The organism is Chryseobacterium sp. JV558 (assembly GCF_033712365.1).
Taxonomy (GTDB): Bacteria; Bacteroidota; Bacteroidia; order Flavobacteriales; family Weeksellaceae; genus Chryseobacterium.
This window is the reverse complement of record NZ_WJHU01000003.1, coordinates 389,740-408,326: the sequence shown is the minus strand read 5'-3', so window position 1 is coordinate 408,326 and position 18,587 is coordinate 389,740. Positions and strand designations below refer to the sequence as shown.

At 37.0% G+C, this 18,587-nt stretch carries 16 protein-coding genes; 6 read left to right on the top strand and 10 right to left on the bottom strand.

The genetic code is table 11. The features are described from left to right. Window positions 1-18: 18 nt before the first annotated feature. The 5 genes from GFU89_RS12750 to GFU89_RS12730 form a co-directional block, all read right to left on the bottom strand. Complete coding sequence (locus GFU89_RS12750; RefSeq protein ID WP_318847486.1) at window positions 19-834, bottom strand: T9SS type A sorting domain-containing protein; 816 nt, start codon at window positions 832-834, stop codon at window positions 19-21. A gap of 86 nt (window positions 835-920) precedes the next feature. Then, the gene (locus tag GFU89_RS12745; protein ID WP_318847485.1) at window positions 921-2,462 is read right to left on the bottom strand and encodes a protein adenylyltransferase SelO; all 1,542 of its coding nucleotides are present in this window, start codon (window positions 2,460-2,462) and stop codon (window positions 921-923) included. 75 nt (window positions 2,463-2,537) lie between these two features. Next, window positions 2,538-4,916, bottom strand: a complete 2,379-nt coding sequence (locus GFU89_RS12740; RefSeq protein ID WP_318847484.1) for a transglycosylase domain-containing protein — start codon at window positions 4,914-4,916, stop codon at window positions 2,538-2,540. A 6-nt stretch (window positions 4,917-4,922) separates the two neighbouring features. Then, window positions 4,923-5,387, bottom strand: a complete 465-nt coding sequence (locus GFU89_RS12735) for a gliding motility lipoprotein GldH (RefSeq protein ID WP_318847483.1) — start codon at window positions 5,385-5,387, stop codon at window positions 4,923-4,925. Next, complete coding sequence (locus GFU89_RS12730; RefSeq protein WP_318847482.1) at window positions 5,380-6,780, bottom strand: regulatory iron-sulfur-containing complex subunit RicT; 1,401 nt, start codon at window positions 6,778-6,780, stop codon at window positions 5,380-5,382. The genes GFU89_RS12735 and GFU89_RS12730 overlap by 8 nt, the downstream gene beginning before the upstream one ends. A gap of 438 nt (window positions 6,781-7,218) precedes the next feature. On the opposite strand from GFU89_RS12730, the gene GFU89_RS12725 reads away from it, so the two are divergent. The 5 genes from GFU89_RS12725 (at window position 7,219) to GFU89_RS12705 (ending at window position 13,216) form a co-directional block, all read left to right on the top strand. After that, on the top strand, window positions 7,219-8,457 hold the full coding sequence (locus tag GFU89_RS12725) for an OmpP1/FadL family transporter (RefSeq protein ID WP_318847481.1): 1,239 nt from the start codon (window positions 7,219-7,221) through the stop codon (window positions 8,455-8,457). 12 nt (window positions 8,458-8,469) lie between these two features. After that, window positions 8,470-10,032 carry a G-D-S-L family lipolytic protein gene (locus GFU89_RS12720; RefSeq protein WP_318847480.1) on the top strand — a complete coding sequence of 521 codons (1,563 nt, stop codon included), beginning with the start codon at window positions 8,470-8,472 and terminating at the stop codon, window positions 10,030-10,032. 85 nt (window positions 10,033-10,117) lie between these two features. Next, window positions 10,118-11,056, top strand: a complete 939-nt coding sequence (locus GFU89_RS12715; RefSeq protein ID WP_318847479.1) for a ribose-phosphate pyrophosphokinase — start codon at window positions 10,118-10,120, stop codon at window positions 11,054-11,056. A gap of 55 nt (window positions 11,057-11,111) precedes the next feature. After that, window positions 11,112-11,753, top strand: a complete 642-nt coding sequence (locus GFU89_RS12710) for a 50S ribosomal protein L25/general stress protein Ctc (protein ID WP_318847478.1) — start codon at window positions 11,112-11,114, stop codon at window positions 11,751-11,753. A 242-nt stretch (window positions 11,754-11,995) separates the two neighbouring features. Further along, the gene (locus tag GFU89_RS12705) at window positions 11,996-13,216 is read left to right on the top strand and encodes a cysteine desulfurase (RefSeq protein WP_318847477.1); all 1,221 of its coding nucleotides are present in this window, start codon (window positions 11,996-11,998) and stop codon (window positions 13,214-13,216) included. A gap of 51 nt (window positions 13,217-13,267) precedes the next feature. Here the strand turns inward: GFU89_RS12705 and GFU89_RS12700 are convergent, their stop codons facing one another. Then, window positions 13,268-13,393 (bottom strand): GNAT family acetyltransferase, encoded by a 126-nt coding sequence (locus GFU89_RS12700; protein WP_318847476.1) that lies wholly within the window; start codon window positions 13,391-13,393, stop codon window positions 13,268-13,270. A 154-nt stretch (window positions 13,394-13,547) separates the two neighbouring features. Here GFU89_RS12700 and GFU89_RS12695 point away from each other — a divergent pair, with 154 nt between their 5' ends. Then, window positions 13,548-14,372, top strand: a complete 825-nt coding sequence (locus GFU89_RS12695) for a T9SS type A sorting domain-containing protein (protein ID WP_318847475.1) — start codon at window positions 13,548-13,550, stop codon at window positions 14,370-14,372. Window positions 14,373-14,462: 90 nt separating this feature from the next. Here the strand turns inward: GFU89_RS12695 and hemE are convergent, their stop codons facing one another. From hemE to hemA, 4 genes are read right to left on the bottom strand one after another with little or no spacing between them, the layout of a single operon-like run. Beyond that, window positions 14,463-15,494 carry a uroporphyrinogen decarboxylase gene (hemE, locus tag GFU89_RS12690; RefSeq protein ID WP_318847474.1) on the bottom strand — a complete coding sequence of 344 codons (1,032 nt, stop codon included), beginning with the start codon at window positions 15,492-15,494 and terminating at the stop codon, window positions 14,463-14,465. Between the two features lie 47 nt (window positions 15,495-15,541). Further along, complete coding sequence (locus GFU89_RS12685; protein ID WP_318847473.1) at window positions 15,542-16,225, bottom strand: uroporphyrinogen-III synthase; 684 nt, start codon at window positions 16,223-16,225, stop codon at window positions 15,542-15,544. A gap of 56 nt (window positions 16,226-16,281) precedes the next feature. Further along, complete coding sequence (gene hemC, locus GFU89_RS12680) at window positions 16,282-17,190, bottom strand: hydroxymethylbilane synthase (RefSeq protein WP_318847472.1); 909 nt, start codon at window positions 17,188-17,190, stop codon at window positions 16,282-16,284. Then, entirely contained in the window at window positions 17,177-18,451 is a 1,275-nt protein-coding gene (hemA, locus tag GFU89_RS12675) for a glutamyl-tRNA reductase (RefSeq protein ID WP_318847471.1), read from the bottom strand. The genes hemC and hemA overlap by 14 nt, the downstream gene beginning before the upstream one ends. Window positions 18,452-18,587 lie beyond the last annotated feature (136 nt).

The following is an 18,587-nucleotide window of genomic DNA, read 5'->3' as shown; positions in this document are numbered from 1 at the left end:
AAGTTTGTATAAACGGTATTATTGTTTGATTACTTTTTCTGTAGTAGAAGTTCCGTCAGAGAAGTCTACTTTTAATAGATAGTTTCCTTTTGGAAGGGAAGAGATGTCTATTCTTTCGGAAGTGCCATTGAGTAAGGATTTTCCGCTGATATCAATTACTGTGGCAGATTTGATTTTTTTATCTGTTTTGATATTAATTTCTCCTTTTGTTGGATTTGGATAAATGTCAGTGATATCTTTTGCTCTTGCACCTGCTTCCTGCGTGGCTAATGTAGCACTTGATAAAACCAGTACATCATCTATTGAAAGACTATCTGCATCATTGGCAACATAGTGGAATCTGAATTTAACATTTGCCTGTCCGGCATATGGCGTTAAACTAACTGTAATTGCCAATGTTTCATAATCAACAAATACTCCATAGTCTTCTTCAACCCATACTTGATTCCATACAGTTCCTCCGTCTGTGGAAACCTCTACTTTTAAATCTCCGTTAGGATTGGGATTAACCATGTATTCGTATCCTATTTTGGCATTAAACTTAAGTACTGGATTTGTTGTTCCTACTAAGCTGAAAGAAGGGCTTGTTAAATGAGCGTCCTGTGCCTGTGCAATCCATCCAATACCTGCCGATTTTCCTCCATTAATATTAAATGTGAGCTGTCCGGATGCATTGAAGATGATTGTTGTAAAACCCCAAGGTCTGGATGCTACATTGGTGCCTGTTGTCCACCCCGTAGGAGGAAATATTGTACCTTGGAAAGTCTCTGAGAGAATTTGCGCATTCCCAAATATAAAAGAGACTAAGAACATGAATAGTAATTTTGTTTTCATTTGTTTTGGTTTTAAAGTTATTAGTAAATGTAATAAAAAAATGAAAATAATTACTTGTTTTTGTGTTATTTATGAATATTTCTTATTTAAGAACTACAGGAAAGTGTAGAGCATCCTGCAGTATCATCATAGCCAGATGGCCTTTTAACAGAGAACTCAGGGTATATTTCCTGATAGGGAAATTCTAAAGCTTTGGTGAGTTTCTCCAGCATTTCTTTTTTGCCGTTACTGATCTCTTCAATGCATTCGTAAAGAAGATAATTTCTCAGTATAAATTTAGGGTTTGTTTTTTTCATCATGGCTAATGAAGCCTCTCTTGAAATAGAATTTAAATCTAGCTTCGCTTCATAATTCTTAATAAAATCCCTAAGTTTTTCCAGCATTTTTTCATTCAAAACGATATAAGAAACATCTTTAAAATGCTCTTTGATATCCGTATCTTGAGTTATTTTTTCCAGCTGAGTGAAAAAGAGGGTGTAGTCTAGCTGAAGCTCCTGCATTAATCCCTGCCAGTTGGTGAAAAAATCCTCATCTTCTTTTTGAAGCTGATCAAACCCAAACTTTTTACAAAGCATTTGATCATGAGCTTCCCAAAAAGAAGTTCCAAAATTATTTAAGGTATCTTCTAAAAATTTTTCATCTTTAATTAAGGGATGAAGTGCATTAGCAAGCTGCCAAAGATTCCATTGGGCAATCTGTCCCTGTTTTCCGAACGCATATCTTCTTCCGGGCAGGTCTGTGGTATTTGGGGTGAAATTCAAATCATATTCATCCATCATAGAATAAGGTCCGTAGTCAATGGTTAATCCCAGAACAGACATATTATCGGTATTCATAACTCCATGTACAAATCCTACTCTGAACCATTCAACCATTAAATTTGCAGTACGCGTACAGATATTTTCAAAGAAGTCTCTGTATTTCCGATTGTCAGATGATGTTATTTCAGGAAAATAATTTTCAATGGTGAAATCAGCAAGTTCCTGCAGGCTGTTGTATTCTCTTTGAGCTGACATTAGTTCAAAGTGTCCGAAGCGTAGAAAGCTTTCTGCGGTTCTGATAACTACTGCACCTTTTTCAAGCTGAGGATTTCCACTGTACATAATATCGCGCATTACGTCTTCACCGGTAAAAGCAAGACTAAGTGCTCTTGTTGTAGGAACTCCTAAATGATGCATAGCTTCACTCATCAGATATTCCCGTACAGAAGATCTTAATACGGCTCGTCCGTCAGCATGTCTGGAATAAGGGGTAGCTCCGGCACCTTTCCATTGAATTTCTGTTTTTTTTTCAGTTTCGTTTGTGATCTCACCTGCAAGGATTGCTCTTCCATCTCCGAGCTGTCCAGCCCAGTTTCCAAACTGATGCCCTGCATAAGCTGTAGCATATGTTTTAACGTTTTCGGGAAGGTTGTTTCCAACCAGAAAGTCGAGATCTTTATCTTCAAATTTCCCTAATCCTATTTCTTCTGATAAAATTTCATTAAAAGAAATCAGTTCAGGCTGATCAAAACCAGCGGGTTTGATAGTGGCAAATAAAACCTTTGGAGTATTTCTCTGCATTGCGTTGTTGGAAAAATCACCTGGGAAATTCTCGATAAAAGGTTGTCTGATACGTTCGATATTCATAGGTCAAAGGTATTAATTATAAAAGAAAAGACCTTCCAAATAATTGAAAGGTCTTGTGTATTTCTAAAAGAGAATTTATTTATTGAAATCTACTTCATCATTAGAATGAAGGTTTTCATTGATGTTGTCCTCTTTCTTTTCTGTAGGTTTTTTAGGAGTAGGATCTGCCGGTCTTGGATTTTTGATCTCATCAATCGTCTGAAGACTTCCATCATCTCCATATCCTCCGCTTAAGCCTTTAAGGTTTGAACAGCCGTCTTTCCAATCAGAAGGTTTTACAAACTTATCATCAGGAGTAACTCCTAAACTTTTATCTGCCCATACTTTCTTCATGAAGATTGCCCATATTGGCAATGCCATTTTTGCTCCCTGACCTTCACCGGTTCCAAAGAAGTGAGTGGCTCTGTCTTCCCATCCAACCCATGCTCCGGTTGCTAATTTTGGTGTGATTCCCATAAACCATCCATCGGAGTTGTTCTGAGTTGTTCCTGTTTTAGCAGCAATTTCTACTGCTTTTGAAATTCCTCTTCTTCCCAGCTCTCCGGAAGCGGTTCCGTATTGTGCAACACCTTTCATCAGTTCGATCATGGTGTAAGCATACATTGGGTTCATTACCTCTTTTGGCTCTACATTTACTTCTTTGATAACTCTACCGTTGGCATCTTCAATTCTCCAGATCATTTCCGGTTTATTGTGGTTACCATAGTTGGCAAAAGTACTGTAAGCTCCTAACATTTCATAAATAGTAATGTCTGATGAACCTAAAGCAATTGTATTGTTTCTTGGAATATCTTCTGTTACTCCCAAATCTCTTGCAGTCTGGATTACAGCGTCTACTCCTGTCATTTCAATAAGTCTTGCAGCAACAGGGTTTTGAGAGTGTGCCAATGCATCTTTTAAAGTAAGCATTCCTCCTCTTCCCGGTACATGCCATCCGTTATGATCGTAAGTTCCGTTAGAAACAGCAGAACAAGGTGTCATTCCCAGTTTCATAATAGCCGTTGCATACACGAAAGGCTTGAAGGTAGATCCTACCTGTCTCTTACCTTGCTTGATGTGGTCATATTGGAAGTGCTGCCAGTCAATACCTCCTACCCATGCTTTGATCTCTCCGGTTCCAGGAACCATAGACATCAGACCTGCCTGTGCAATTTGTTTGTGATATCTGATAGAATCCCAAGGAGACATCTCTACTTCTTCTTCTCCGTTCCATGTGAATCTTGAAGTTTTGATAGGTTTCTTGAATTCCATCATAATGGAGTCTTCCGGCATTCCGTCAGCTTTTAACAGTTTGTAACGGCCTGTTCTTTTCATAGCCTGAAGCATCACATCTTTGATCTGTTTGTCATTAAGATAGTAGAAAGGTCTGTTCTTTCTTCCTCTTTGTTCTGCATCAAATCTTTTCTGAAGATCCGTTAAGTGTTCCCTGATTGCTTCTTCTGCATACTTCTGCATTTTAGAATCAAGAGTAACATATATTTTTAAACCGTCTTTGTAAAGGTTAAGTTTTTTACCGGTTTCTTTTTCATGAGTTTCAAGATACTTATCAATCTCTTTTCTCAGATAGAACTTGTAATAAGCCGAATATCCGTCAGTAATGCTTTTGATAGGGTGGAAGTCTACTTCTATCGGAGTGTTGGCTGCTTTTTCATAGGTAGCAGCATCAATGTATCCGGTTTTCTGCATCTGATCCAATACAACATTCCTTCTTTCTTTTGCCTTTTCAGGATATCTGTAAGGGTTGTTTTTTCTTGGGTTTTCGAGCATTGCTACAAAAGTTGCAGCTTCAGGTAATGTAAGCTCCGAAGTCTTTTTGTTAAAATAAACTCTGGAAGCCATTTCAACACCGTTAGCATTGAAAAGAAAATCAAACTTATTGAAATAAAGAGTAACAATCTCTTCTTTGGTATATCTTTTCTCAAGGCTTACCGCAACAACCCATTCTTTTAATTTCTGGAATGCTCTTTCAAACTTATTTTGAGAAGCATTTCCTGTGAAAAGAAGTTTTGCCAGCTGTTGGGTGATCGTAGAACCACCACCACGTCCGCCACCATATGCTACGGCTCTGGCAATAGAATACAAGTCGATTCCTGAATGTTCTTTGAAACGCTCATCTTCTTTAGCCTGAAGGGCATAAATAAGGTAAGGAGGAAGATCCTTATAAACAATAGGCTGTGTTTTTTCCTTTTCGAATTTACCCAACATAATCCCGTCTGAAGAAATGATTTCAGAAGCGACAAAGATGTCAGGGTTTTCAAGCTCTTTTACATCAGGCATTTCCCCAAGGAATCCTTGAGAAACCGCAAAGAAAAGTCCCGAAATTCCCAGAACTACCGCAATGAGTCCAATCCAAATAAATGAAACCCATTTTTTCCAGGAGGTATCTTTCTTTTTTTTGGGAGGCAGAGGAAATGTTTTCCCCTTATTTCCTGCATTTTTTTTGTTTTCTTCCATTTATGGTTACGGTTTAGCCGTTTCTATTTTTATCCCAATATCCTCAATTCCTGAAAGGTTGTCGTTTCTCATCGCCTGGGTCAGGCCGATTTCATATTTTCCTTTTACCGGAAATTGATAATTCAATTTATACTGAAACAAAGTTTCCTTTGTATCACCAAAGCCTGTACCAAGCCATTCTCCATTTGGTTTTGCCAGTACATAATTCAAGGTGTCTGTTTCCTTTTTTTTAGTCTGGAGATTGGTGAAATTCACAATAAACCTGATATTGCTGTAAGGATAATCACTATTATTCCTTACAACAAATATAATATTTTTAGGATTCTGCGGATCTGAAATTTCAAGATTAAATTTTTGCTCATTTTTCTTATTCCATTTGTTATCAACGGAATTCATGATGACCTCTCCTCCTGAGGAAGAGTTACAGCTAAAGAAAAGGATAAGGGAAAATAATCCTAAAATTTTACGCATTATTATCTTTTTTTGGAGGATATTTCTTTTTAAATTTCTTCTTGTTCGGGTTGTTTTGTGGCTTATTATCAGCATCAGAACTACCCTCTACTTTCTCCGCAGGTGCTTTTTGCTGAGGATGTTGTTTTTGAGGTCTGGGCTGATTTCCAGGTTGAGCATTAGGGTTTTCAGGCTTTTCAGATCTTTCCGGTCTGTCTTGTCTTTCCGGTCTGTTTCTTTTCTGTCCTTGCGGCTGCCCTTGTTGTCCCTGTTGGTGGTTGCCTTGCTTGTTCTGATTGTTCCTGTTCCTGTTGTTGCTTCTGTTTTTCTTTTCAAAACGATCCACGCTGTTTTCCTGGATCAAATCAATATTTTGAGCAGAAGGTTCCGGTTGTTTCAAGTCTTCCAGAGGAAGTATCTTTTCTCCTCTTTTATTTTTTGAAATCAGTTTTTTAACAAGATCAATGTCGAAATCATACCAAGCAATGGAGCTGTCTACATAAGCAAACCACATTTTCTTTTTGAAAACATCAATTTTAATACAAAATGCTTTTCCTTTCTCTGTTTCTAAAGTAGTTGAAGAAGAAGGGAAATTGCTTAATGCATCCAAATAGCTGTCAAGCTCATAGTTAAGACAGCACTTAAGCTTACCACATTGTCCGGCCAGTTTCTGAGGATTAATACTCAATTGCTGATATCTTGCGACATTGGTGTTTACAGATCTGAAATCCGTAAGCCATGTAGAACAGCAAAGTTCACGTCCGCAAGATCCGATTCCACCTACTTTTGCAGCTTCCTGTCTGAAACCGATCTGTTTCATATCGATCTTAGTACGGAATGCTCCGGCGTATTCTTTGATTAACTGTCTGAAATCCACTCGGTTTTCAGCGGTGTAATAAAAGGTTATTTTTGAAGAGTCCCCCTGGTATTCCACATCGGTAACTTTCATTTCAAGGCCTATTCTTTGGGCAATTTTTCTTGCTTCAAGCTTTACACCATCTTCTTTTTTTCTTGCTTCCTGCCATACCTCAAGATCTTTTTGGTTGGCCTGTCTGTATATTTTGAGTGCCAATTCTTCAGAAAACTTTTTCTTTTTCATCTGAATCTTTACTAATTCTCCCGTAAGGCTTACAACGCCTACATCGTGTCCCGGACTTGATTCTACTGTAATTACGCTACCAATATGTAAAGGAATATTATTTACATTTTTATAAAACGATTTTCTGTCATTTTTAAATCTAACTTCTACAAAGTCACACCTGTTAGGTGTCGGATTGTTGATGTCAGAAAGCCAGTCAAAAACACTTAATTTATAACTATTCCCGCAGGTATTTACACTTTCACAGCCATTTGCGGTTTTTTTAGGGCCGCAAGAATGTGCAGAATCGCCGGATGTTTTACATCCACAACTCATATTACTATTATTTATAATCTGCAAATTTATGTATTTTTATCTTTATGCAATTCTAAAATACTTAAATAACCTGAATTCGGGACAAAACATTGATGTATTTTAAGTAAGAATAGAAGCGGGAGACTGAAAGAAGCTTATTCTAAAGGAAATTTTTAATGAAAAGATTTTTCAACTTTAACATTTATTATCATTTGATACCTTGTTCTGAAATTTTGAGGTAAGATAACTTTAAAGTTAAACAATTGTTTAATGTTAAACACTGAAATATGGGTTGTTTAAAAATATTCTTAAATGTTTAATAATGAAAATTTTGAGTTTTGTTTATTTGAAGGTGTTATTTTAAACATAGTTTTCTTTTGAGATATTGTTTAAAATATTAGCAAATATTAACAGACGTATTCAAAATAATTTTATATTTGGCTTATATAATAATAGTCTATGAAAAAAATATTAGTATCAACTGCTTTATTGGCGGGAGTTCTATCTTACGCAGGAGGCTTCAGAGTTTCCCTGCAAGGGGTAAAACAATTGGCAATGGCGCATACTAGTGCTCATGCCGAAGACGCGAGTGTGACATTCTTTAACCCTGCGGGTATGTCATTTATCCCTTCCAAGCTGAGTGTAGTGGCAGGAGGGTTTGGTGCAAGTAATAAAGTTACTTTTCAAAACTTCAATACTTTACAAAGCGCAGAAACGGATAACCCTATAGGGACTCCTTTCTATGCGGCGATTACTTATAGACCAATAGAGAAACTTACCGTAGGTCTTAGTGTTACAACACCTTTTGGAAGTACAATAAAATGGCCTGAAAACTGGGAAGGTAAAGAATTGGTTCAGAAAATGGAACTGAAAAGTTTCTATTTCCAGCCAATGGTCTCTGTAAAACTGGCTCCTTGGGTATCTTTTGGTGCTAGCTATATCTACGCAAGAGGAAAGGTAGATTGGGACAAAGCGGTAACACAGTTCGACGGGAAAGTTAATATTAATGATGAAAATGCAACCGGACACGGATACGGATTTGGTTTCTATTTCAGACCTGACCCGAAATTGGACGTGAGTATTGCCTACCGTTCAGCAATAGATATGAAAGCTAAAAGTGGAACGGCTACATTCCAGTTTCCGTCACAATCTGTTTATACACAGCTAAAACTGAATGCAGCAGGACAAGATGGTTTCTCAGCAGTTCTTCCATTGGTTGAAGAATATACAATCGGTTTGACCTATAAAGTGACACCGAAATGGCTGGTTTCTGCAGACTTTAACTACCATGGATGGGAAAGATATAGCAAACTTACTTTAGATTTCGAGAATGCTCCTATTGGAAATAATACATCGGATCCTACTATTCTTACCAATCCTAAGAACTTCAGAAATTCCAAGACATTCAGATTGGGAACTCAATATGCGTTCACTGATATGATCTATGGACGTCTGGGAGCTTATTATGACGAAGCACCTTATACAACAGATAACTTTATTCCGGAAACACCTTCATATGATACTTATGTAGTTACAGGTGGGGTAGGATTTAAACTGAAGCATTTCGGGATTGATGTTGCCGGAGGGTATGCAATGCCTCAGTACAGAACGGTAAATAATGTTAATATAGGGCTTAACGGACAGTCAAAAGCAACAGCTTTCTACTTTGGTCTAGGTTTCTCTTATAATCCATTTTAATTTTAGAAGACTATGAAAAAAATTATAATATCGACAATTGCAGTTTCTGCACTTCTTTTTACGGTAACAAGCTGTAATACAGATTTCGATACGGATGTGAAAGATATCCAGGTAACAAAAGGTGATGCAGACTTTACAAAATATATTTCTTTAGGAAACTCTCTTACTTCAGGATATCGTGATGGTGCTCTTTATAGCAGCGGCCAAAATGAATCTTATCCAAGTATGATTGCTGCACAGATGAAACTTGCGGGTGGAGGAGATTTTAAACAACCTTTGATGCCTAATGATGTAGGAGGATTTAATAATCTTCCCGGTTTCTCTGGAAAATTGACTCTTCAGGTTGTTAACGGATCTTTAGCGCCTGTACCAAGTGGGCCAGCAGCTGCACTAGATGTGTTATCCGGTGGAGGTACTTATAATAATATGGGTGTGCCTGGTGCAAAGTCATTTCATTTAGTAGCCCCAGGTTATGGTAGCCAGGCGGGACTTCTAACAGGAACTGCTAATCCTTATTTTGTAAGATTTGCTTCTTCTGCTACAACAAGTGTGCTGGCTGATGCTATGGCTCAGAAAGCTACCTTTTTCTCTCTTTGGATAGGGAATAATGATGTATTGTCATATGCTACCAATGGAGGTACAAACTCTCAAACTGTAGGAGGAGTTACAACCTATACACCTGCTACGGTTCAGACAGGAAATACGAATCCAACAACTTATAAATCAAATGATATTTCAGATCCTGCACTTTTGGCTGGATCTATCAAAGCTGTTTTAGATGGGCTTAAAAGTGTAGGAACAACAAAAGGTGTTATTGCCAATATCCCTTCTGTTACTTCGGTTCCTTTCTTTACTACAGTTCCTTATAATCCTTTGACACCTGCTCTTTTAGGTTCGAATTTAACAACTCTTAATACGAGTTTATACGGTCCTTTGAAGCAGGCACTTACTGCTTTTGGAGCTGGAGATAGAATTAACTTGCTTTCTGCATCCGGACCAAATCCTGTTTTAATTAAAGATGTTGCTCTTACGGATCTGTCAGCTCAGCTTACCGCTGCACTTACTCCTTCTTTAGGAGCGCCAACAGCAGCAGCTTTTGGACAAATCTTTGGACAGGCAAGACAAGCAACAGCAGATGATTATATCTTGCTTACCACGAGTTCTGTGATTGGAAGTACTGCACCAATGGTTCCGTCTCCGGTAAATATTTATGGTATTTCTTACCCATTACAAAACCAACATGTATTAACAAAAACAGAAGCTGGCTATGTGAAAGCTGCTACTACTGCATATAATACATCTATAAAATCACTTGCTGACTCTTATGGATTGGCTTTTGTAGATGCAGGTGCTAAAATGTTGGAACTGAATGCGCAATCTGGTATTTCATATGACGGTGTGAAATATACTGCGAAATTTGTAACAGGTGGAGCTTTCTCTTTAGACGGAGTTCACCTTACTGGTAGAGGATATGGTATTGTTGCTAATGAATTTATTAAGTCTATCAATGCTAAATATAAATCTACACTTCCACAGGTAGATCCGAACAAATATTCAGGAGTTAAGTTCCCTTAATAATTGATAAAATAAAAACTTAGAAACCACAGGAGTAATTCTTGTGGTTTTTTTTTAAATTTGCAAAATCTTTTAAAAAGTAAAAATGGCCGATCAGTTAAGTTATCTATTTTGTACAAGAACCAGCAGGGACTTGGCAGAGAAAATTGCCCAGAATTATGGGAAAGAATTAGGGAAAATCAACTTTCAGGAGTTCAGCGACGGAGAATTTGAACCTGTTTTGGACGAATCTGTAAGAGGAGGAAGAGTTTTCCTAATCGGATCTACATTCCCTCCTGCAGACAATCTTTTAGAACTTCTTCTAATGATTGATGCAGCAAAAAGAGCTTCTGCAAAGAGCATTACCGTTGTAATTCCTTACTTCGGACTTGCCAGACAGGACAGAAAAGACAAACCAAGAGCGCCGATCGGTGCTAAGCTGGTTGCTAACCTTCTTACAGCAGCAGGAGCAACAAGAGTGATGACAATGGATCTTCACGCAGATCAGATTCAAGGGTTCTTCGAAATTCCGGTAGATCATTTGTATGCTTCCAGTATTTTCGTAGATTATATCAGATCTTTAAATCTTGATAATCTTACCATTGCTTCTCCGGATATGGGAGGTGCAAAAAGAGCTAAAAACTATGCAGGCCACTTAGGTGCTGAAGTAGTAATTGCTTATAAGGAAAGAAAAAAAGCAAATGTTGTAGAAGAAATGTTCCTTATTGGAGATGTGACAGGTAAAAACGTAATCCTTATTGATGATATGATTGATACTGCTGGAACACTTTGCAAAGCAGCAGATATTTTGATTGAAAAAGGAGCGAAAACAGTAAGAGCTATGGCAACTCATGGAGTGCTTTCAGGTAAAGCTTACGATAATATTGAGAACTCACAACTATTGGAAGTTATTGTAACTGACTCAATTCCTGTTAAAAATAATTTGTCATCTAAAATAAAAGTGCTATCTTGCGCCCCGTTATTTGCTGATGTTATGACGATGGTTCATGAGCACAAATCAATTAGCAGCAAGTTTGTTATTTAATTGGTTTTGAGCGAATTACAAATTAAATCAGAATAATTTTTTAAATTTTTTATAAATGAAATCTATTACAATTCAAGGTACAAAAAGAGAAAACGTGGGCAAAAAGTCTACAAAAGCTTTACGTGATGCTGAATTAGTTCCTTGTGTTGTTTATGGAGGTGAAGCACCTTTAAACTTCTCTGCTGAAGAGAGAGCTTTTAAAGGATTAGTATACACTCCTGAAGCACACACGGTATCTATTGAAGTTGACGGAAAAACAATTCCAGCTGTTCTTCAAGATATTCAGTTTCACCCAATTACTGACAAAATTCTTCACGTAGACTTCTTCCAATTATCTGACGATAAGCCAGTAGTTATGGAGGTTCCTGTAAGAATTACTGGACGTTCAAAAGGTGTTGTAGCTGGTGGTGTTTTACGTCAGTCTTTCAGAAAACTAAAAGTAAAAGCTATTCCTGCTAACTTGCCAGATGAGATCGTTGTAGATGTTACTCCATTAAGAATTGGTAACAAACTTTACATCGGTGGTATCAAAGCAGAAGGATATTCTTTCATGCACCCGGACAATGCAGTAGTAGTTGCTGTTAAGATGTCTAGAAATGCAATGAAAGGAGGTGCAGCAATGGAAGATGATGAGGATGAAGAAGAAGTTGCAACTGAAGAAGGAGCAGCTCCAGCAGAAGAAACTGCAGCAGAATAAGAATTTCTTATTTAAACAATATAAAACCCGTCATTTTTTGACGGGTTTTTTTGTGCAGTACAAAAGCCCAATAAGAAGATTCCTTTTTACTAAATAGTCTTATCTGCTTTTTTTACTATACGCCATCGAATATTTCTATCAACTGACAACGATCAGAAGTTAACCCCATGCTTCCTTTCGGAAAAAAAGCCGTAAATTTGAAGTGTTCTAAATAAGAGCATCTTAATTTAAAAAATAAATAAATGTTTGACATTCAGGAAATAAGAAGCCAATTTTCTATATTGGACAGGGAAGTGAATGGTAAACCATTGGTTTACTTGGATAATGCAGCTACATCTCAAAAGCCAAATTCAGTTTTAGAAGTCTGTCACGCATATTATACAGAACTTAATGCCAATGTTCACAGAGGGATTCATACTCTAAGCCAGCTGGCAACAGAAGAAATGGAGCTTTCAAGAAGGAAGATCCAGAAATTCATCAATGCTGAACATGATTTTGAAGTAATTTTTACAAAAGGAACAACAGAAGGGTTGAACCTCATCGCTTATATTTTAACACAGAAACTGCAGAAAGATGATGAAATCATTATTTCATATCTGGAGCACCATTCTAATATTGTTCCGTGGCAGATGCTTTGTGAAAGAACCGGAGCAAAACTTCGTGTGATTCCTATTGATGAAAACGGAATTCTTCAGATGGATCACTTTGATCAGTTTTTAAATGAAAAGACAAAGGTTGTTTCTGTAAACCAGGTTTCTAATGCACTGGGAATTGTGAATCCTATTGAGGAAATTATCGCGAAAACAAGAAAGAATACAGATGCGTATGTTGTAATCGATGGTGCTCAGTCTGCTCCGCATTTCAATATAGACGTGCAAAAGCTGGATTGTGATTTCTTTGTGTTCTCTGGTCATAAAATGTATGCTCCGATGGGAACAGGTATCCTATATGGAAAACGTGAAATATTAGAAGCTTTACCACCATTTCATGGAGGAGGAGAAATGATTGCAACATGTTCTTTTGAAGGAACTACTTATGCAGGTCTTCCGTTTAAATATGAAGCAGGAACACCCAATGTAGGAGGAAATATTGCTTTAGGAGCTGCTATTGATTTTATGAACAAAGTAGGACATACCAATATTCAAAATCATGAAAATGCTTTATTGGAATATGCACAAAGACAGCTGTTGGAAATAGAAGGAATTAAAATCTATGGTGAAAAGGCAAAGAGAACCGGGGTTGTGTCCTTTAATCTTGAAGGAGTGGGGATTGCTTCTGATGTAGGAATGATCCTTGATAAAATGGGAATTGCTGTAAGAACGGGACACCACTGTACACAGCCTATCATGAACTTCTTTAATATTGCAGGAACGGTAAGAGCAAGTTTTGCTGTTTATAATACTTTCGAGGAAATTGATATTCTGGTAGAAGGAGTGAAGAAGGCACAACGAATGTTGAGCTAATTAATTCTTTATCATATAAAATAAAAAGCAGCCGTTGAGCTGCTTTTTTTATTACTCCCATGGAATACAATAACATCGGCCATCAATAATGACCTGATAATATCCAATAGCACATTCAAGGCAGATTTCTCCACCTGCCATAATGCTTTTCATCTTGTCTTTGTTTAATTTTTTCATTTGATGTGATTTGGAGGTTAGATTTAAAGATATAACTAATATATGAAAGAATAATTCTATTTATATTATTTTTTGTAATATATTGATTTTCATATTTAATTGTGTTTTGTAATAAATTATTTACTAATTTTATGCAAACATCAAATATTTTATTATGAAAAAATTATTTATCCTCTTTTTATCCATTTATGGAATATGTGATGCCCAGGTCTTTTCCGAAAACTTCAACGGTAATGGTTTGCCAACCGGATGGACGGTAGAAAATCCGGATACTGCTTTTAATTGGAGTGTGGGTGCACAAAGTGGTTTTGCCAGCTTTCCCGACGGGGCCGCTTTTTTTGATGATGATGATGCAGGTCCAACCGGATTAAATTCAAATGCCAGGTTGGTTTCTCCAGTGATCAATCTTACCGGGTTCGTAAATCCTAAGCTTTCATTTAATTATGCTAATAAAATTTATGATCTTGACTCTACTTTAAAAGTTGAAGTGTTCAATGGAACCTCCTGGGTTCAAGTTTTCACCTTTTCGGGTGATGCAGGCGTTTGGGATATTGATTTTAATACCTTATCATATGTGGTAACGTCTTATGCTTCGGCGGCAAATATAGATTTAACACCCTATGTGAATGCAGCTTTTAAGCTAAGGTTTGTATATGATGATCTCGGAGACTATTCGTTCGGTGTGGTGGTAGATAATTTGACTATTACAAACGGGGCTGCTTTGGCGACATCAGAAGTTTCACATTCAGCTAATATAGAGATGTACCCCAATCCGGTAAAAGATAATATTCATATTAAACTGGATTCCCGAAATAAAATAGAAAAAGTCAGTATTGTAGATATGTCCGGGAAGCTTGTAAAAACTTTTGATAAAGCATCAGATTCATATGATTTATCAGATATTCCCAAAGGGGCTTATATCATAACAATTACAAATAATGATAAAGAAGTGATAAGGAAGAAGATAATAAAGGAATAGACTTAAGAATAAAATAATAAACGATTAATTGCAAAAAGCCCTTATAGAATTTCCTATAAGGGCTTTTTTATATTTTTAAAAGAAATAATCTTATAAATTCGGTTTCCAGTCAACGACTGCTCTGATGAATGCTTCAGCATTTTCTACAGGAACATTAGGTAAAATACCGTGACCTAAATTCGCAATATATCTGTCTTTTCCAAAGCGGTTGATCATTTCATTCACCATTTTCTTGATGGTCTCAGGAGTAGAATGAAGTCTTGCAGGATCAAAGTTACCCTGTAGAGTCATCGTATGATTGGTAAGTGTTCTTGCGAATTCCGGCTTAATAGTCCAGTCTACACCAAGAGCAGAAGCTTTAGACATCGTCATATCTTCCAATGCGAACCAACATCCTTTTCCAAATACAACCACATGGGTAAGCGGGCTTAAAGCCTCAACAATCTGGTTGATGTACTGCCATGAGAATTCCTGATAATCCGTAGGAGAAAGCATTCCTCCCCATGAATCAAAAATCTGTACAGCAGAAACTCCTTTTTCTACTTTTCTCTTTAGATAAGCAATCGTAGTATCTGTAATTTTCTGTAATAATAAATGAGCCGCCTCAGGCTGTTGGAAACAGAAAGACTTTGCAATATCAAACGCTTTACTTCCTTTTCCTTCTACACAATAACAAAGGATTGTCCATGGAGAACCTGCAAAACCGATCAATGGAACATCATTGTCTAGTTTCAGAAGAGTAAGTTCAATAGCATCAAAAACGTAGCCTAAAGTATCATTCACATCCGGAGTTTCAATATTCTGAACCTGTTCCATTGTTCTGATAGGAGTATCTAACCAGGGGCCTACAGATTCTTTCATTTTGAAGTCAATACCCATTGCCTGTGGAACTACCAGGATATCAGAAAACAGAATCGCTGCATCCAAAGGAAATCTACGGATAGGCTGTAATGTAATCTCAGCCGCAAGTTCAGGGGTCTGACATCTTGTAAAGAAATCATATTGATCTCTCAAAGCAATGAATTCCGGCAGATATCTTCCAGCCTGCCTCATCATCCAGACAGGAGGTCTTTCAACGGTTTCTCCGCGAAGTGCTTTTAAATATAGGTCGTTTTTTATCATAATCTATTTAAACTAATATTACCGGCAATATTTCGGTAACGGATATTCTAAATTCTACTTCTGATTTCTCTTCTTATCAGTTCAAAGATCGAAGTCAGAGTATTTTCTTCAGAAGTGAAAATTTCTTCCTGCGTATAATTTCTTAGCTCACTGGAAGTGGTTTCGCCAATTGAAAAAAGGGTCATGCCTTCCAGAGAATTTCGCCTTGCAAAACTACGAACTCCGCTCGGACTAAAAAATACTGCAGCATGATATTTTTCATTTATTAAAGGATGAGTTTCCTCAGTATTGTATATCGTAACTTTTTTGTACTTAATGTTTTGTAAAGGAAGCTCTTGATCCAGGACATTTATAGCAAGGTTGCCACAGAAATGAAGAAACTGTTCATGCTGGCATTTTCCAATGATGAATCTTGAAAGCGTTTCAGCATTTTTCAAAACCTTAAATGTTCCGAAGCCATGTTTTCTTAGCTCCCTCTTCGTTTTTTCGCCAACACAATAGATCTTGTTGTAATTTTTCGCTGTAAAATCCTCATTAGGTTTAAACCTGTTTTTAAAAAATGAAATGACTCCATTGGCACTGGTGAAAATCAAAGAGTAATTTTTCAGATCAAAAGGACTGATCATAATAGGTTTGGTCTTAATTACCTCAACACAGTCAGCCAAAGTATCCTCTCCTAATTCTTTGGATATTATTGTCTGGTCTATATTTTTGGTAAATAAGATTTTCATGTCTGTACAATTAAGAAGATGAAAAGGGCAGTGAAAGAAATTGACAATCTGATAGGTTAGATCTGGCTTTTGATTTCTGCCATTAATTCTTTTCCTCCGTTTTCAAGAACGATTTTTGCAAACTTTTCTCCAAAATTTTCTGTTGGAGTATACACAAAGTTTTCGTCTACAGAAATGCAGTTTTTCCCATCCAAAGAGCAAAGAGCTGCTTTGAAGCGGATCTGATCTCCGATGATTTCGGCAAAAGCTCCAATAGGGGCAGTACAGCCGCCTTCCAAAGTACTTAAGAAGTTTCTTTCAATCTCTACACAGATTTGGGTAGGATTGTGGCTGATTTCACGTAGAATCTCGTTGATCTCCGGTTTGTCAGTATGTCCCGCTACGGAAATTACCCCTTGTGATGGAGCAGGAATCATGAATGGAATCATCTCGTAATCAATTTCCATTTTCATTCTTTTGATTCCGGCCAATGATAGAATAGTTGCATCAAAATTTCCGTCTTCCAGTTTTTGAAGTCTGGTTTGAATGTTTCCACGGATATCCGAAAAATCAGTATTCGGATAATTTCTCAGCCAGAAAGCTCTTCTTCTCAAACTACTGGTTGCCAGTTTAAGCTCATGGAATTCTTTATTCCTTGCAGATTCTTTTCTGATCAGGATGTCCTGTGGATAGTCTCTTTCCAGATAAGCGATCATCTCAATATTTTGAGGCAATTGAGTAGGAACATCTTTTAAAGAATGTACGGCAATATCAATTTCATCATTCAATAAGGCAATATCAAGGTCTCTTGTGAAAACCCCGGTGATTCCTAAAGAATATAAAGGTTGATTGAGGTTCTTATCACCAGAAGAAATGATAGGAACAATCTCCGTTAAATAATTGTTGTTCTGAAGGTGCCTTGCAACCTCTCTAGCCTGCCAAAGTGCAAGTGCGGAATTTCTTGTTCCGATTCTAATGCTTTTCATTGAATTCGTTGTTTGGTTGTTCAACTAATATTTCGTGCATTAATTTACTAATTTCTTCGGCTTTCAAAGGATTATCGATGATGTATTTTGCAAAACGGTTGGTGATTTTCTGGATCATTTTGTCAGAAAGTTCCATGTCCGTGATGTTTATGTATTTATTCTTTTTATAAAAATTATGCATTTCATTGCGTTCCATGTTCTTTAAAACGGCTTTGAAATGATGGATATTTGGTGCCAGCTTTCTCTTTTTTTCCCATTCGATAAAATCTTTCATCAGTTCCTTGATGATTTTTTCAGCTTTTGGGATTTCTCTTTCACGCTGTTGAATCGTTTCCTGGATCTGTTTTGAAAGCTCATCCACATCAATCAATGTTACGTTTTTATTTTCGGTAACATTCTTTTCAACGTTATGAGGAATAGAAAGATCAATGATCAGTGTTTCTTTTCCGTTCGGGAAATGAGACTGGTTGACAATAGGATGTTTGGCTCCTGTTGCCACAATAAGAATATCAGTGTTTTTTAATTCCTGGTCAAAATCAGAATAATCAACGTGAGGAATATTATATTTCTGGGAAATCTTTTCAGCTTTCTCCTGAGTTCTGTTTGCAATTTTAATTTTCGGCTGGAAGACATGCTTTACCAGATTTTCAACAGTATTCTGCCCAATTTCACCTACTCCCAAAAGAAGGATGTTCTTTTCAGCAATTCTTTTCTGACTGTTTAAAATATAATGAACTGCTGCATAGGAAACAGAAGCGGCACCATTGGAAATACCGGTTTCATTTTTTATTCTTTTCGAGATCTGAATAGCAGCATTGATGGCTCTTTCAAGATAAGGATTAGAATTTTGTCTCTCTTTTTTGAAACGGCTGTATGCTTTTTTGATCTGTCCGATAATTTCAAAATCTCCGATAATCTGACTTTCAAGTCCGGCAGCAACTCTGAAAAGATGGATCAGTGCTTCCTCCTTGGTGAGAATATTGGCAAACTGAAGGAAATCCGTAAGATGTACTCCAATGGTTTTGCAATACTCTTCAGCCACTAAAAGGTAATTGGGAGAAGTGGTATAAATTTCGGTCCTGTTACAGGTGGAAACCACAAATGCATCCCCAAGATCTTCCTGGTGGACCCTGGAAACAAAGTTTTTGATGTTTTCATCAAAGAATGCAAACTTTCCTCTCGTTTCTACGTCGGCTTTCTCGTAGCTTATAGAAAGCACGGCGAAATTTGACGTTCGATGAATGTTGGAATACTGTAACATAAGCAGTCGCAAATTTACGCTTTTTTTAATTAATCACTCTCAGATAGTGTATATGATAATTATCGTAAAAAACTATAAGATGATAAAAAATGAAAGGCTGGATTATTGAAAAATATGAATTTACTTCTAGATGGAG